Origin of the sequence: Rhodoblastus acidophilus (assembly GCF_025961575.1) — a bacterium.
In the GTDB taxonomy this organism is placed as follows: Bacteria; Pseudomonadota; Alphaproteobacteria; order Rhizobiales; family Beijerinckiaceae; genus Rhodoblastus; species Rhodoblastus acidophilus_C.
The window spans coordinates 26644-40244 of sequence record NZ_JAOQNX010000021.1; the positions used below are offsets into that span (position 1 = coordinate 26644).

18 protein-coding genes are annotated in these 13601 nt (G+C 65.0%); 7 read left to right on the forward strand and 11 right to left on the reverse strand.

Annotation, left to right across the window (positions count from 1 at the left end; translation table 11 throughout):
- Positions 1-64 precede the first annotated feature (64 nt).
- Both M2320_RS15160 and M2320_RS15165 read left to right on the forward strand, forming a co-directional pair.
- Positions 65-1015: a hypothetical protein gene (locus M2320_RS15160; protein ID WP_264597985.1), complete on the forward strand. Its 951-nt coding sequence runs from the start codon at positions 65-67 to the stop codon at positions 1013-1015.
- Complete coding sequence (locus M2320_RS15165; RefSeq protein WP_264597986.1) at positions 1012-1380, forward strand: copper resistance CopC family protein; 369 nt, start codon at positions 1012-1014, stop codon at positions 1378-1380. Before M2320_RS15160 ends, M2320_RS15165 begins: the two co-directional genes overlap by 4 nt.
- 4 nt (positions 1381-1384) lie before the next feature.
- Here the strand turns inward: M2320_RS15165 and M2320_RS15170 are convergent, their stop codons facing one another.
- From M2320_RS15170 to M2320_RS15200, 7 genes are all read right to left on the reverse strand, one after another.
- The gene (locus M2320_RS15170) at positions 1385-1624 is read right to left on the reverse strand and encodes a hypothetical protein (RefSeq protein ID WP_184428287.1); all 240 of its coding nucleotides are present in this window, start codon (positions 1622-1624) and stop codon (positions 1385-1387) included.
- A 14-nt stretch (positions 1625-1638) separates the two neighbouring features.
- Positions 1639-1875 carry a hypothetical protein gene (locus tag M2320_RS15175; RefSeq protein ID WP_184428288.1) on the reverse strand — a complete coding sequence of 79 codons (237 nt, stop codon included), beginning with the start codon at positions 1873-1875 and terminating at the stop codon, positions 1639-1641.
- A complete protein-coding gene (gene nifV / locus M2320_RS15180) occupies positions 1872-3056 on the reverse strand; it encodes a homocitrate synthase (RefSeq protein ID WP_264597987.1) in 1185 nt (394 codons plus the stop codon). The genes M2320_RS15175 and nifV overlap by 4 nt, the downstream gene beginning before the upstream one ends.
- 8 nt (positions 3057-3064) lie before the next feature.
- Positions 3065-4234 carry a cysteine desulfurase NifS gene (gene nifS / locus M2320_RS15185; protein WP_264597988.1) on the reverse strand — a complete coding sequence of 390 codons (1170 nt, stop codon included), beginning with the start codon at positions 4232-4234 and terminating at the stop codon, positions 3065-3067.
- A complete protein-coding gene (locus tag M2320_RS15190; RefSeq protein WP_184428291.1) occupies positions 4234-4551 on the reverse strand; it encodes a HesB/IscA family protein in 318 nt (105 codons plus the stop codon). Before M2320_RS15190 ends, nifS begins: the two co-directional genes overlap by 1 nt.
- 275 nt (positions 4552-4826) lie before the next feature.
- Entirely contained in the window at positions 4827-5075 is a 249-nt protein-coding gene (locus M2320_RS15195; protein WP_264597989.1) for a hypothetical protein, read from the reverse strand.
- 345 nt (positions 5076-5420) lie between these two features.
- Positions 5421-6296 (reverse strand): alpha/beta hydrolase family esterase, encoded by an 876-nt coding sequence (locus M2320_RS15200; protein ID WP_264597990.1) that lies wholly within the window; start codon positions 6294-6296, stop codon positions 5421-5423.
- Positions 6297-6541: 245 nt separating this feature from the next.
- Between M2320_RS15200 and sdhC the strand changes: the two genes are divergently transcribed.
- From sdhC to M2320_RS15220, 4 genes are read left to right on the forward strand one after another with little or no spacing between them, the layout of a single operon-like run.
- On the forward strand, positions 6542-6952 hold the full coding sequence (gene sdhC / locus M2320_RS15205; RefSeq protein WP_184428294.1) for a succinate dehydrogenase, cytochrome b556 subunit: 411 nt from the start codon (positions 6542-6544) through the stop codon (positions 6950-6952).
- A gap of 11 nt (positions 6953-6963) precedes the next feature.
- Entirely contained in the window at positions 6964-7359 is a 396-nt protein-coding gene (sdhD, locus tag M2320_RS15210) for a succinate dehydrogenase, hydrophobic membrane anchor protein (protein ID WP_264597991.1), read from the forward strand.
- 38 nt (positions 7360-7397) lie between these two features.
- Positions 7398-9200: a succinate dehydrogenase flavoprotein subunit gene (sdhA, locus tag M2320_RS15215; RefSeq protein ID WP_264597992.1), complete on the forward strand. Its 1803-nt coding sequence runs from the start codon at positions 7398-7400 to the stop codon at positions 9198-9200.
- Between the two features lie 13 nt (positions 9201-9213).
- Positions 9214-9993: a succinate dehydrogenase iron-sulfur subunit gene (locus M2320_RS15220; protein WP_184428297.1), complete on the forward strand. Its 780-nt coding sequence runs from the start codon at positions 9214-9216 to the stop codon at positions 9991-9993.
- A 116-nt stretch (positions 9994-10109) separates the two neighbouring features.
- Here M2320_RS15220 and M2320_RS15225 read toward each other — a convergent pair whose 3' ends face one another.
- The 4 genes from M2320_RS15225 to M2320_RS15240 all read right to left on the reverse strand — a co-directional run bounded on the left by M2320_RS15225 (position 10110) and on the right by M2320_RS15240 (position 13120).
- Positions 10110-11261: an aminotransferase gene (locus M2320_RS15225; protein ID WP_264597993.1), complete on the reverse strand. Its 1152-nt coding sequence runs from the start codon at positions 11259-11261 to the stop codon at positions 10110-10112.
- 1 nt (position 11262) lies between these two features.
- Positions 11263-12345: a 5-(carboxyamino)imidazole ribonucleotide synthase gene (locus M2320_RS15230; RefSeq protein WP_264597994.1), complete on the reverse strand. Its 1083-nt coding sequence runs from the start codon at positions 12343-12345 to the stop codon at positions 11263-11265.
- A complete protein-coding gene (purE, locus tag M2320_RS15235; RefSeq protein WP_184428400.1) occupies positions 12338-12796 on the reverse strand; it encodes a 5-(carboxyamino)imidazole ribonucleotide mutase in 459 nt (152 codons plus the stop codon). Before purE ends, M2320_RS15230 begins: the two co-directional genes overlap by 8 nt.
- A gap of 105 nt (positions 12797-12901) precedes the next feature.
- Positions 12902-13120: a YdcH family protein gene (locus M2320_RS15240; protein WP_184428401.1), complete on the reverse strand. Its 219-nt coding sequence runs from the start codon at positions 13118-13120 to the stop codon at positions 12902-12904.
- A gap of 180 nt (positions 13121-13300) precedes the next feature.
- Between M2320_RS15240 and M2320_RS15245 the strand changes: the two genes are divergently transcribed.
- Positions 13301-13489 (forward strand): YdcH family protein, encoded by a 189-nt coding sequence (locus M2320_RS15245; protein WP_184428300.1) that lies wholly within the window; start codon positions 13301-13303, stop codon positions 13487-13489.
- Positions 13490-13601: the final 112 nt, after the last annotated feature.

The following is a 13601-nucleotide window of genomic DNA, read 5'->3' on the forward strand; positions in this document are numbered from 1 at the left end:
CCAGAAGTCGTTGACAGGCGCGAGGAGTGTTATGTTATAACATTCAGGTTCCTCTGGAGGCCTGATGCGATATCCCCGCGCCGTCACTGTCGCGCTCTGCGCTTTTTCCCCGTCTCTCGCCGAGGCTCATTGTGTCGCGGGCGGGCGCTCCTTCCCGGCGACGCTCGCCGTTGAGGAGCCCTGCGTCCACGAAGCCCTGGCCTTGCCGGATTTTGTCGCCTCCAGCACCGGCGATCCCGCCGGACAGGGATTTGATATCGGCGGCCATTACTCCAAGCGGTTGTTCGAAAACCTGTCGGTCGAGCTCGGCCGCCATTGGGGCTGGCTGGGAACGCCGCAGGGGGCCACATTCGGGCCCGGCGCGGTCGAGACCGGCGTCAAATACCAATTCGTCACCCTGCCGGAGCAGGAGCTGATGGTGTCCGCCCTGTTTTCCGTCGAATGGGGAAACACCGGCGCTTTGGCCCTTGGCGCGCCCACCTATCATGTCTACACGGCGGGTCTGGCGTTCGGCAAAGGGTTTGGCGATCTGCCCTTCGCGCTCAACCTGCTGCGTCCCTTCGCCGTGACCGGCGATATCGGCTATTCCGTCCCGGCGCGGTCCAGCACGATCGGACCCGGGTTCGAGGTCGAACGCAATCCCCAGCTGCTCAGCACCGGCGTGACCCTGCAATATTCCATGCCCTATCTGCGCCAGCATGTCGTCGACTTCGACCTGCCGCGATTCGTGAACCGGCTGGTTCCGCTGGTCGAACTGGCGTTGGAGACGCCGGTGGCGAACACGTTTTCCTCCGGGCGCGCCACGGTCGGGACCGTGAATCCCGGCGTGATCTATACCGACAAAGCCTGGCAGTTCGGCGTCGAAGCGATGATCCCGATCAACCGGCTGAGCGGCCGGGATGTCGGCGTGCGCGCGCAATTGCATCTCGCTCTGGACGAGATTTTGCCGCCGCAACTGTCGCGGCCGCTGTTCGCCGGGGGACCGCCGATGATCGGCGGCGGAGGCGCGCCATGAGCGCCGCGCGGGTTTTGGCCCTCAGCGCCGCGCGGGTTTTGGCCCTGCTGGCCTTGCTGCCGGCTTCGGCCTCGGCGGCCGTCGAACTCGACCGCGCCGCGCCGCGCGTCGGATCGACCATCGCCGCCGCGCCTGACCGTGTCGTGCTGGATTTTTCCGAGGCGCCCGAGGGCGCGTCCGGCGAAGTGCGCGACGCCGCGGGCGCGCGCGTCGATGTCGGCGGGCTGACAATCACCAAAGACTCGCCGCGGGCGACGCTGATGGTGCGGCCGCTGGGGCCGGGGGATTATAGCGTGCGCTGGTGGGCGAAGTCCGACGACGGCGACGAGACCCAGGGGCGTTTCTTCTTTCGCGTCGTCCGCTGACCGGTTACAGCGGCGCGCCGAAAAAATCCTCGTCCTCGCCGCCAGCGATGCAGTGCAGGCCGCGCGCGTTTTCAAAAATGACGCGCTCGGCCTCGTCGGCTTCGCGATGGCTGAGCGTTCCCTCGGGCGCGCCCGCCAGAAGCCAGGGTTTTCCGGTGCGCAAAAATCGCTGCAAATGTTTCAGATCGTTGGGGCGGACCACGCATTTCGGTTTTTCGTCGACGAGAACGGTGATCGGAACCAAGCGGACCTCCTGAACTAAAAACCTTCCTTGGGGCTGCCCCAGGATTTTGAGCCGGGAACCAGTGTCGCCTTGATCTTCGCCTTGTCGAGGTCGGCCTGGTTTCGGTACAGCGTCGCCTCGTGGATGGTGACGCCGTTCTTGTTCTTCACCGCGACATAGCGCACGGGCAAATCCACTTCGCACGTGTAGCCGCCGCCGGGATCGTCGGTCGCGCGCAAATCGCCGTTCCAATCGACGAAAAAGCCGCTCATGGATGCAACCTCAGTTCCGCGCGGGCGGGGGCCATGTCGCGGGTTTCGGCGCCTTCGAGCTCCTGACGCGCGACGCTGCGCACGCGGGCGTCGGGCACCAGGGTTTTGGTGGTCTTGGCGATGTTTTTGACGCGCGCCAGCACGCGGGCGGCGACGGAATTGTCGAGGTCGAGGCCGACGGCGGCGCAGACCGAGCGCACTGCGGCGAGGCCGGAATGCTTGCCGATCACCACCTTGTGGCGGCGCCCGAGCATGGCGGGGTCGAGGCCCTGGTAGGTGCGCACGTCATGGAGCAGGCCGGCGACGTGGATGCCGGATTCATGCGTAAAAATATCGGCGCCGACGATGGGTTTGGCGCGGGGGATCGAATCCCTGGACGCCTTGGCGACGAGGTCGCAGAGCTCCATCAGTCTGGTCGGGTCGACGCCGGTGCGGGCGTCGGCGGTGCGGGGCAGGGCGACCGCCACTTCCTCCAGCGGCGCATTGCCGGCGCGCTCGCCCAGGCCCAGAACGGTGACGCTGGCCGCGCTGGCGCCGGCGCGAATCGCGGCCAGGGTGTTGGCGGTGGCGAGGCCCAAATCATTGTGGCCGTGGAATTCGATCGGCAAATCCGTCTCGTCGCGCAGGCGCTTGATATATTCATAGGTCGAGAACGGGTCGAGCAGGCCGAGGGTGTCGGCGAAGCGGAAGCGGAACACGCCGAGTTTTGCCGCCGCGCCGGCGATCAGGCCGATGTCGCGCAGGTCGGCGCGGGACGAATCCTCGCCGCCCAGCGCAACCTCAAGGCCTTTTTCGCGGGCGTAGCCGATCACGCGGGTGACGCGGGCCGCCACTTCATCCGGTTCGGCCTTGAGTTTGACGCGCATTTGCAGCCGCGACATGGGGGCTGAAATATTGACGTGTTTGACGCCCGCACGAAGCGCGGCGTCCACGTCGGTTTCGCTGAGCCGGCACCATGCCGTGACGCGCGTACAAAAATTTTGGGAGACGACGGCGGCTATGCCTTCCACTTCCTCGTCGCCCATGGCGGGGGTGCCCGCCTCGATTTCATCGACGCCGGCGGCGGCTAGTTCGCGGGCGATGGCGACCTTTTCGGCGAGGGTGAAGACGACGCCCGGCGCCTGTTCGCCGTCGCGAAGCGTGGTGTCGTTGATCTGGATGTGCGAGCCGGTTTTGAGCATGGTTGATCTCACGCGGTCTTTTTGAGCATTTCGCCCCACAGCGGCGATTTCTCGCGCACTGAAGAGACGATTTCGGGAAGGTTTTGCAACACGAGGTCGATTTCGGCCTCTGTCGTTTCATGCGACAGCGAAAAGCGCAGCGCGCCCTGCAGATAGAGCGGGGGCACGCGCATGGCGCGCAGCACGTGGCTCGGCTCCATCGTCCCGGAGGCGCAGGCCGAGCCCGAGGAGGCGGCGACGCCCGCGCGGTCGAGCTTGTGCAGCAGCGCCTCGCTGTCGGCGCAGGCGAAGGCGATGTTGAGCGTATTGGGCAGGCGCGCGCCGGCGCCGTTCACCCGCGCCTGCGGAATGGCGGCGAGCAGGCCTTTTTCCAGGCGGTCGCGCAGCGTGGCGATGCGGGCGAGATCGGTGTTCTGGGCGAGTTTGGCGGCGACGCCGAGGCCGACAATGCCGGGGGCGTTTTCGGTGCCGGCGCGGCGGCCGCGCTCCTGCTTGCCGCCGCGAAACAGGGCTGAGAATTTTGTCCCCTTCTTCACATAGAGCGCGCCAATCCCCTTGGGGCCGCAAATCTTGTGGCCGGACAGCGACAGCATGTCGATGGCCGTGTCTTTCACGTTCAGCGCCAGTTTGCCGGCGGCCTGCACGGCGTCGCTGTGGAACAAAGCGCCGGCTTCATGCGCCAGCGCCGCGAGTTCGGCGACCGGGAAAATCTTGCCGGTCTCGTTATTGGCCCACATGATCGAGACCACCGCCGTTTTTTCAGACAGCGCGGCGCGATAGGCGTCCATGTCGAGAGCGCCGGTCTCGTCGACCGGGATGATGTGGATTTTGGCGCGGCCGGTCTTTTCCAGGTGCTGGCAAAAATTCAGCACGGCGGGGTGCTCGACCGCGCTGGTGACGATTTCCGCGCGGGGGGCTTGGGTCTCAAGGGCCGAGAGAATCGCGGTGGCGTCGGATTCGGTGCCGCCGCTGGTGAAGAGGATCTCGTGGTCGAATTCGGCGCCGATCAGGGTTTGCACCGACTGCCGCGCCGCCTTCAGGGCCGGGGCGACCGCCGCGCCAAACTCGTGGGTGGACGAGGCGTTGCCGAAATTTTCGGTGAAGAACGGCAGCATGGCCGCCACCACCTCAGCCGCGACCCGCGTGGTCGCGTTATTGTCGAGATAGGCCGGCGCCATCAGGCGAAACTCTTGCCGCAGCCGCAGGAGGCGGTGGCGTTGGGGTTGTTGAAGACGAAGCCGGACTGTTCGAGCGAGCTGGCGTAATCGACCACCATGCCCGCCACCATGGGCTGCGAAATGTCGTCGATGAAGATTTTCACGCCATCCGCGTCAATGACGGCGTCGCCCGCTTGTTCGCTGGCCAGCTCCATCTTGTACATGAAGCCGGAGCAGCCGCCGGCTTCGACCATGATGCGCAGGCCGGAGGCGGGCGTCTTGGCGGTCTCCACAATGGTTTTCGCGGCGGAAACGGCGCTGGGCGTCAGTTCGATCATGGCGATGCTCCACATTGCGCTGATGTGGAGCAAGGACGGCGCCAGGGGCCTTGTCGCATTTGCGACGCTGAGCCCGCTCAGTGCGGCGGACGGTCTGCTGAAAGACGCGTGGACCGCCCCCGCCCTTCGAGACGCCCGCTCGCGCGGGCTCCTCAGGGTGAGGGCTAATCTATTGGTTTTAAAACGGAATTTCGCGTTTTTTGGCGGTCCGCCAGAATTAAAAAAGCCCCGCGGACCAAGAGTCCGCGGGGCTTCCCTTCACGCCGGGGAGGAGGTCAGCCGGCAGTCAAGAGGAGGCAGATGACGATCATGGCGGCGGCTGCGACAATGGCGATCATGCCGACGCCGGCGAGGCCGACGGTCGCGGCGGTCAGCAGCGTCGCGCCGAGCAGGGCGAAGAAGCCGATGAAAAACAGGACGGCGTCGCGGCGCTCGGTGTTGGCCGGGACGGCGGCGACGACGGGGGCAACGGCTTCGGCTTCGACGAAATCGAAGGGGCTGGCGATATCGATGTTCAGGGTCATGGCATCCTCATGTCTTCTGTGCCGACCAGGGTTGACGCTGCGGTGGACGGACAGCGCCAACCCTCTGAATCGAAAGCGCAAGCATTCGAGTCTCGCGGCGACCTTTGATCTGCATCAAAGTCGGCCGTTGATCTAGATCAATTACGAGGCGAGCGCAAGCCCTGTCGTTCGCCTGCCGAAAAGGCAGGCGCGCGTCGTGATGAGCAATCGCTTAAGGGCGCTATCTGCTTGGCGCGGCGGCGTCATTCCCGCGCATTCGCCAGCGCGTTCCGTGGCGAAAACAGCCGAAAACTCCTCCTAAAGAAGGAGGAGCGCCGGGCTGTACTTAAGGAGGAGGGGTTTTCCTTACGCGCCGCTGTGCTGCAGGAAATCCCAGACGGTGCGGTTGGCGTCGAAATAATCCGAGGCTTCGCCGTTGTCGGGGGCGCGGCCGGGCGTGTGATGGGCGCCGGCGTCGAGGCGGATCAGCTCGGTCGGCGCCTTGCAGCCGGAGAAGCTGGCGATGGCGCCGCGGGTGCGCGCGTCCTTGACGTCGCGGCGCGCGCCGCAGCTGTTGATTTTCGCAAAGGTTTGCAGGGTCTGCTCGGCGCCGAACGCGTCGAACACCGTGTCGCCCGCCGTCGCCTTGCCGCCGGCGAAGGGGATTTTGGCGTCCTGCGCGCTGTTGACGGCGATATAGGCGAGCGGGGCGGCGGGTTCGCAGGCGGTCAGGTCCTGCGGCATGGCCGAGGCGACGGTGGCGAGGCCGGCGATGGGGCGGCCGACGCCCGCGCAGGCCGCGCGAAAGGCGAGGGGGCCGCCGGAGCCGACGCCGACGACGAAAATGCGGCGCGGGTCGACCCGGCCCTGGGCGATCAGGTGCTCGGTAAGCTGGCGCAGAAAGGCGAGTTCGCGATCGGAATCCGGTCCGGCGGTCACCGGCCAATGGCCGCCGAGCGCCTCGGGATAGACGAAGATCGGCTTGGCGCCGGCGAATTGTTCGAGCCCGTGGTGGCGCCGGCCGCGCGCGACCACGCCGCCGGAGCGCTGCAGCACGATGATCAGCGGACGGCGCCGCAATTTGAGGCGTTCGCGCTCGACGATCACCGCGGCGCGCGAGACGCCGCCGGAGGACAGGGTGAGTCGCGCCGCCGCTTCCGCGGGCGCTGCGTCCAGGAGGAACAGGGCGAGGCCCAAGGCGGCGGCTGCGCGCCCGGCGCGGAACAGGTCTGTCGAAATCAAGCGCAAGTCTCCAAATCGGGTCGAGCTTGCCGTCCCGCCGGGGCGAAAACATGGCGGCCGCACGAAATTCCACCGCAATCCTTGCCGCTCCCTCCGCGCGTTCGCAAGCCTTATTGTCAGTCTAAGGGCTGACTTGCATTGCATTGCGCCGGCGGCGGCTTTCGATTATCGAAACTTCAACTTTCAAAGCCGGCGCCGCGCCCAATCGTCGCAGCCGGCTCTGCGGTCCAACAGAAAGGCGTCCCATGGCCGAGGCCAAATCCAGCCCGCTGCCGATCGCGCAGCGCCGTCCGCTCTCGCCGCATGTCCAGATCTATCGCTGGTCGGCGACCATGGCGATGTCGATCCTGCATCGCGTGACCGGCGTCGCGCTCTATCTCGGCACGATCCTGCTCACCGTCTATCTGTTCACGGCGGCCAGCGGCGGCGTCGCCTTCGCCGAGGTCTCCCGCTTCTTCGGCTCGCCGCTCGGCCTCGTCATCCTGTTCGGCTACACGTTCGCGCTGATGCTGCATGTCTGCGGCGGTCTGCGTCACGCCGTCTGGGAGGCCGCGCGCGGCTTCGATCCCGTCAGCCGCAGTCTGCTGGCCTGGGGCTCGCTGATCGGCGCCGTCATCCTCACCGCGCTGGCCTGGGCCGGCGCCTTCCTGCTCTGAGGAGTCGCTCCATGCCCAAAGCCGACCCGAACCTCCAGACGCCCCGCGCCCGTGTCAAACATCTTGGCACCGCCCGCGCCGGCACCCGCGACCTCTGGGAAATCCGCTTCACCTCCTTCGCGCTGCTGCCGCTGACCGTCGGCTTCGTCGTGATCGTCGCCATGCTGGCGAAATCCGATCTGGCGGAGGCGCGCGCGCTGCTCGGCACGCCGATCCCCGCCATGACCATGATCGTGTTCGTGCTCGCCAGCATCTGGCACATGGCGGTCGGCCTGCGCTCGGTGATCGTCGACTACATCCGCCACCAGCACATGCGCGAACTCGCGCTGATGGCGAACCTGTGCTTCTCGACCGGCATCGGCTTCGTCTGCACCTATTCGGTGCTGCGCCTCAGCTTCCTTCAGTAACGCGCCTTGGCGCTGTTCCAGACTTCAAGGGTTTAGACATGGCTTCTCACAAGGCCTATCCGATCACTGACCACACGTTCGATGTGGTGGTGGTCGGCGCCGGCGGCGCCGGCTTGCGCGCCACTGTCGGCTGCTCGCAGGCGGGCTTGCGCACCGCGTGCATCTCCAAAGTGTTTCCGACGCGCTCGCATACGGTTGCGGCGCAGGGCGGCGTCGCCGCCTCGCTGGCCAATATGGGGCCGGACAATTGGAAATGGCACATGTACGACACCGTCAAGGGGTCGGATTGGCTCGGCGACCAGGACGCCATCGAATATCTGTGCCGCAACGCGCCGCAGGCGGTGTACGAGCTTGAGCACTGGGGCGTGCCGTTTTCGCGCACCGCCGAGGGCAAGATCTACCAGCGTCCGTTCGGCGGCATGACCACCGATTTCGGCAAGGGCCCGCCGGCGCAGCGCACCTGCGCCGCCGCCGACCGCACCGGTCACGCGATGCTGCACACCCTCTACGGGCAGGCGCTGAAGAACGAGACCGAGTTTTTTATTGAATATTTTGCGATCGACCTGATCATGGATGCGGAAGGCAAGTGCCGCGGCGTGGTCTGCTTGAAGATGGACGACGGCACCATCCATCGCTTCCGCTCGCAACTCGTGATCCTGGCGACCGGCGGCTATGGCCGCGCTTACTTCTCCGCGACCTCGGCGCACACCTGCACGGGCGACGGCGGCGGCATGATTCTTCGCGCCGGCCTGCCGATCCAGGATTTGGAATTCGTGCAGTTCCATCCGACCGGCATTTATGGCGCGGGCTGCCTGATCACCGAGGGCGCGCGCGGCGAAGGCGGCTATCTCACCAACGCCAAGGGCGAGCGCTTCATGGAGCGCTATGCGCCGTCGGTGAAAGACCTGGCGCCGCGCGACATGGTCTCGCGCGCCATGACCATGGAAATCCGCGAGGGCCGCGGGGTTGGCAAGGGCGCGGATCATATCTATCTGCACCTCGATCACCTCGATCCCGCCATCCTGCACGAGCGTCTGCCCGGCATTTCGGAAAGCGCCAAAATCTTTGCTGGCGTCGATGTGACCCGCGAGCCGATCCCGGTGCTGCCGACCGTTCACTACAATATGGGCGGCATCCAGACGAACTATCATGGCGAAGTGCTGACCAAGCGGGGCGACGATCCCGATGTGGTGGTGCCCGGCCTGATGGCGCTCGGCGAAGCCGCCTGCGTGTCGGTCCATGGCGCCAACCGCCTCGGCTCGAACTCGCTGATCGATCTCGTCGTGTTCGGCCGCGCCGCCGGTCTGCGCGCCGCGGAGCTGGTCAAGGCCGGCGCCAAGCAGGCGGAGCTGCCGGCCGACTCGGCCGATCTGTCTCTGTCGCGTCTCGACCATTACCGAAACGCCAATGGCGGCACGCCCACCGCCGAGCTGCGTCTGAAGATGCAGAAGGTGATGCAGAACAATTGCGCCGTGTACCGCACCGGCGAGGTTTTGCAGGAAGGCGTGCAGCTGATCCACGACGTGTGGGGCGGCCGCGACGATCTAAAGGTCACCGACCGCTCGCTGGTGTGGAATTCCGACCTGATCGAGACCCTGGAATTCGACAATCTCATCGTCCAGGCGGTGGTCACCATGGTCGGCGCGGAAAACCGCAAGGAATCGCGCGGCGCCCATGCCCGCGAGGATTTCTCCGAACGCGACGACGTCAACTGGATGAAGCACACGCTGGCCACCATCGACGACACAGCCAAAAAGGTGTCGATCGATTACCGCCCGGTCCACAGCTACACCATGACCGACGAGGTTTCGTATATCGAGCCCAAGGCTCGCGTGTACTGATCGAGGATTTACAATGGTCGAACTCGCCCTGCCGAAAAACTCGGTCTATGGACCCGGAAAAGTCTGGCCCGCGCCCGCCAATGCGCGCCTGCTCACCGAGTTCCGCATCTATCGCTGGAATCCGGATGACGGCAACAATCCGCAGATCGACACCTATTTTGTCGATCGCGACGATTGCGGTCCGATGGTTCTCGATGCGCTGCTCTACATCAAGAACAAGATCGATCCGACGCTGACGCTGCGCCGCTCCTGCCGCGAAGGCATTTGCGGCTCCTGCGCCATGAACATCGACGGCCAGAACACGCTTGCGTGCACCAAAGCCATCGACGACGTGAAATGGCCGGTCAAAATCTTCCCGCTGCCGCATATGCCGGTGGTCAAGGATCTGGTGCCGGACCTCACCCACTTTTATGCGCAACATGCGTCCATTGAGCCCTGGCTCAAGACCGAGACGCCGGCACCGGAAAAGGAATGGCTGCAGTCGCCTGCGGATCGTTCAAAACTCGATGGCCTGTACGAGTGCATTTTGTGCGCGTGCTGCTCGACGTCCTGTCCGTCCTATTGGTGGAACGGCGATCGCTATCTCGGGCCGTCCGCTCTGTTGCAGGCCTATCGCTGGCTGATCGACTCGCGCGACGAAAGCACCGGCGAGCGTCTGGACGATCTGGAAGACCCGTTCCGGCTCTATCGCTGCCACACCATCATGAACTGCGCCCGCGCTTGCCCCAAGGGGTTGAACCCCGCCAAGGCCATTGCGGAAATCAAGAATTTGATGATCGCGCGGCAGGCGTAAGTTGAGGGCGACGCGGCTGACAGAGCCGTGGACCGCCCTTGTGGTTCGAGACGGAGGCTTCGCCTCCTCCTCACCATGAGGGCTAATTTTGGGCGCGCCCGGTTGGGCGCGCTTTTTTATTGCGGGGCGCCCCAGTTCGCCAGTTTTTGCAGGGCGCGTTCGAGCGTTGTCTGCTGCTTGGCGAAACAGAAGCGGATGTGGCTGCGCAGGTCGCGGTTTTCGTAAAAGGCGGTGAGCGGAATCGCGGCGACGCCGGCTTCCTCGACCATGCGCTTGCAAAAGGCGAGGTCGTCGCCGTCGCTGTCGAAGGCGGAAAAATCGGCCACGGCAAAATAGGTCGCTTGCGCCGGGCGGACCTTGAACCCCAGTGTGTTCAGACCGTTGGTGAGAAAATCGCGGCGGGTTTGCAGCGCCTGTTTCAGGGCGTCAAAATAGGCTTGCGGCATGTTCAGGCCCGCCGCCACCGCCGCTTGCAGGGCTGGCGGGGTCGTAAAAGTGACGAACTGGTGGGCGCGGGCGATGGGGCCGAGCAGTTTTGGATCGGCCATGACATAGCCAACCTTCCAGCCGGTGACCGAAAAGGTTTTGCCGGCCGAGCCGATGCGCGCCACGCGATCGCGGATCTCCGCGATGCCGAACAGGCTTTTGTGCGCGCCTTCAAAGACAAGGTGCTCATAAACCTCGTCGCAGATGGCGACGAGATCGTGCTTCAGCATGAGCTCGGCGAGGAAGCCGAGTTCTTCGGTATCAAAAATTTTTCCAACGGGGTTCATCGGCGTGTTGACGACCAGCGCGCGGGTGCGCGGCGTGATCGCGGCTTTCAGGCGTTCGAAGGGCAGGCGCCAGTCGGGCGGCGTCAGTTTGACAGCGACCGGGACCGCGCCGCCGCGGCGGATGATCGGCGCGTAGGAATCGTAGACCGGCTCGAACACGATCACTTCATCGCCGGGGTTGAGTAGGGCGAGAAAACAATCCGATAGCGCCTCTGTGGCGCCGGAGGTGATCATGACCTCGTCCGGAGCGGCCTCCAGGCCCAGGAAACGGCGGGCATTGTCGGCCACCGCTTTTCGCAGCGCGGGCAGGCCCATCATTGGTGGGTACTGGTGCGAGCCCTCGCGCAGGGCTTTTACGGCCGCCTCGATCAGTTCGGGCGGCTCCAGCCCTTCCGGAAAGCCCTGGCCAAGGTTTTCCGCGCCTTTTTCCCGCGCCAGCGTCGACATGATCTCGAAAATCGAGGTCGAAACCTGGGAAAATGTGGCGTTGGCCATCTCAGACCTTTAGGAAGGTGACGTGGCCCATTTTCCGACCGGGGCGCGCTTCGGTCTTGCCGTAAAGATGCAGGCAGGCGCCGGGCTGGCGCAGCAGATCGCGCCATTCCTTGATGTCGTCGCCGATCAGATTGCGCATGACGACTGGACCGTGAGCGCGCGGCGAGCCCAGAGGAAAGCCGCAGACGGCGCGGATGTGCTGCTCGAATTGCGAGGTGACCGAACCGTCGAGCGTCCAGTGGCCGGAATTGTGCACGCGCGGCGCGATTTCGTTGACCAGCAGGGTCTGGCCTTGCGGCCCGTTGACCAGAAACATTTCCACCGCGAGCACGCCGACATAGTCGAGGGCTTCGGCGATCTTTTGCGCCTTTTCCGTGGCGCGGCGGAGCAGGTCGGGCGACATGCGCGCGGGCACGGTGGTGGTGTCGAGAATGTGGTTGTCGTGGACGTTCTCGCCGACGTCCCAGGCCAAAAATTCGCCGTCGAGGCCGCGCGCCGCCACCACCGAGACTTCCATGGCGAAAGGCACAAAACCTTCGAGAATGGAGGGCTGTCCGCCGAGCGAGCGGAAGGCGACCGCGAGGTCCGCGCCTTCCTTGATCGTGGTCTGGCCCTTGCCGTCATAGCCGAAGCGCCGGGTTTTGAGGATCGACGGGCGGCCGATCCGCGCCACCGCGCGGGCGAGCGCGCCGGCGTCGTCGACTTGCGCATAGGGCGCGACGCCGATTCCGAGTTTTGCGACAAAATCCTTCTCGACCAGGCGGTCCTGGGTGAGCGCCAGCACGCGCGGCGACGGGCGCACCGGCTTCAGCTTTTGCAGGAATTCCGCTGTAGCCGCCGGGATGTTCTCGAATTCATAGGTGATGACGTCGACGCTCGCGGCGAAGCGGGCGAGCGCGGCCTGATCGTCATAGGGGGCGATGGTGGATTTGGCCGCGACTTCATAGGCCGGCTCGCCCTCGCCGGGCGAATAAATGTGGCAGGACAGGCCGAGGCGCGCGGCGGCGAGCGCCAGCATCCGGCCGAGCTGGCCGCCGCCGACAATGCCGATTTTGGCGGTGGGGGCCAGGGCCCGTTCAGTCATGCGGCCGCTCCGCGACATTTTCCGTCTGGCGGGCGCGGAACGCCTCGAGGCGCTTTGCCAGCTCCGGGTCGGTGAGGGCGAGGATGGAGGCGGCGAGCAAAGCGGCGTTGATCGCGCCGGCCTTGCCGATCGCCAGCGTGCCCACCGGAATGCCGCCGGGCATCTGCACGATGGACAACAGCGAGTCCTTGCCCGACAAGGCCTTGGATTCCACGGGAACGCCGAGAACGGGCAGGGAGGTCATGGCGGCGGTCATGCCCGGCAGATGCGCGGCGCCGCCCGCTCCGGCGATGATCACCTTGAAGCCGGCGTCCCGCGCGCCCTTGGCGAAGGTGATCAGGCGGTCCGGGGTGCGATGCGCCGAGACGATGCGCGCGTCGGAGGAGACGCCCAGCTCTTCCAGGGTTTCGGCGGCGTGACGCATGGTCGACCAATCGGACTGGCTGCCCATGATAATGGCGACGGGACTGTTTGGGTTCGACACGGCGGATTCCGGCAAAAAAACAAGCCGTCCTCCTATCGCGCCGCGCCGCGAAGGCAAAGCGGAATTTGGCGTTTAAGCGATAATATCCGGCGTCAGCGCGTCTTCCAGAAAGGTGATGCGGTCGCGCAGCGCGAGCTTGCGCTTTTTCAAACGTTGAAGTTGCAGCCTGTCATAGGCGCCAACGGAGGTCAGCGCCTCGATGGCGGCGTCGAGATCGCGGTGTTCTTCCCGCAAACGCTCCAGTTCGGCAGTGAATTCGGCCCGCTCTTCTTCACTCATGTCTTTGGTCATCGACCGATCTGCCGCCCGTTCATCCACCGCCATTTCGGCGCGGATTATGGGGGTTTGCGCCGTCAAGGGCAAGATCAATGATGCTTATCCTAATAGCTTGAGCCCCGCCGTGAATTACCGCTTGCAGTCGGCGCCAGCCGTGTCATGATTCAGTCGTCAAAACATCGACAGGAGTTGTGCATGTCCATGCAAGCCCATCTCGCCGAACTCGAGCGCCGGCATCAGGCGCTGCAACGGGAAATCGAGAAGGAAGAGACCCTCCCGGGGACGGACGAACTGAAATTGCACGAACTCAAGCGACGCAAGCTCATTCTCAAGGACGAAATAACCCGGCTCAAGGGTGAAAAGGTCGACGCCACGGTCCATTGAACTCCGTTGTCGGCAAACTGAAATCCCCGCCCCTCCGGCGGGGATTTTCATTTGGGGCTTTCGTTCGCGCCGCGCGTCCCTCCTTTGCGCGGCGAGGCCCGTTCGCGGACGA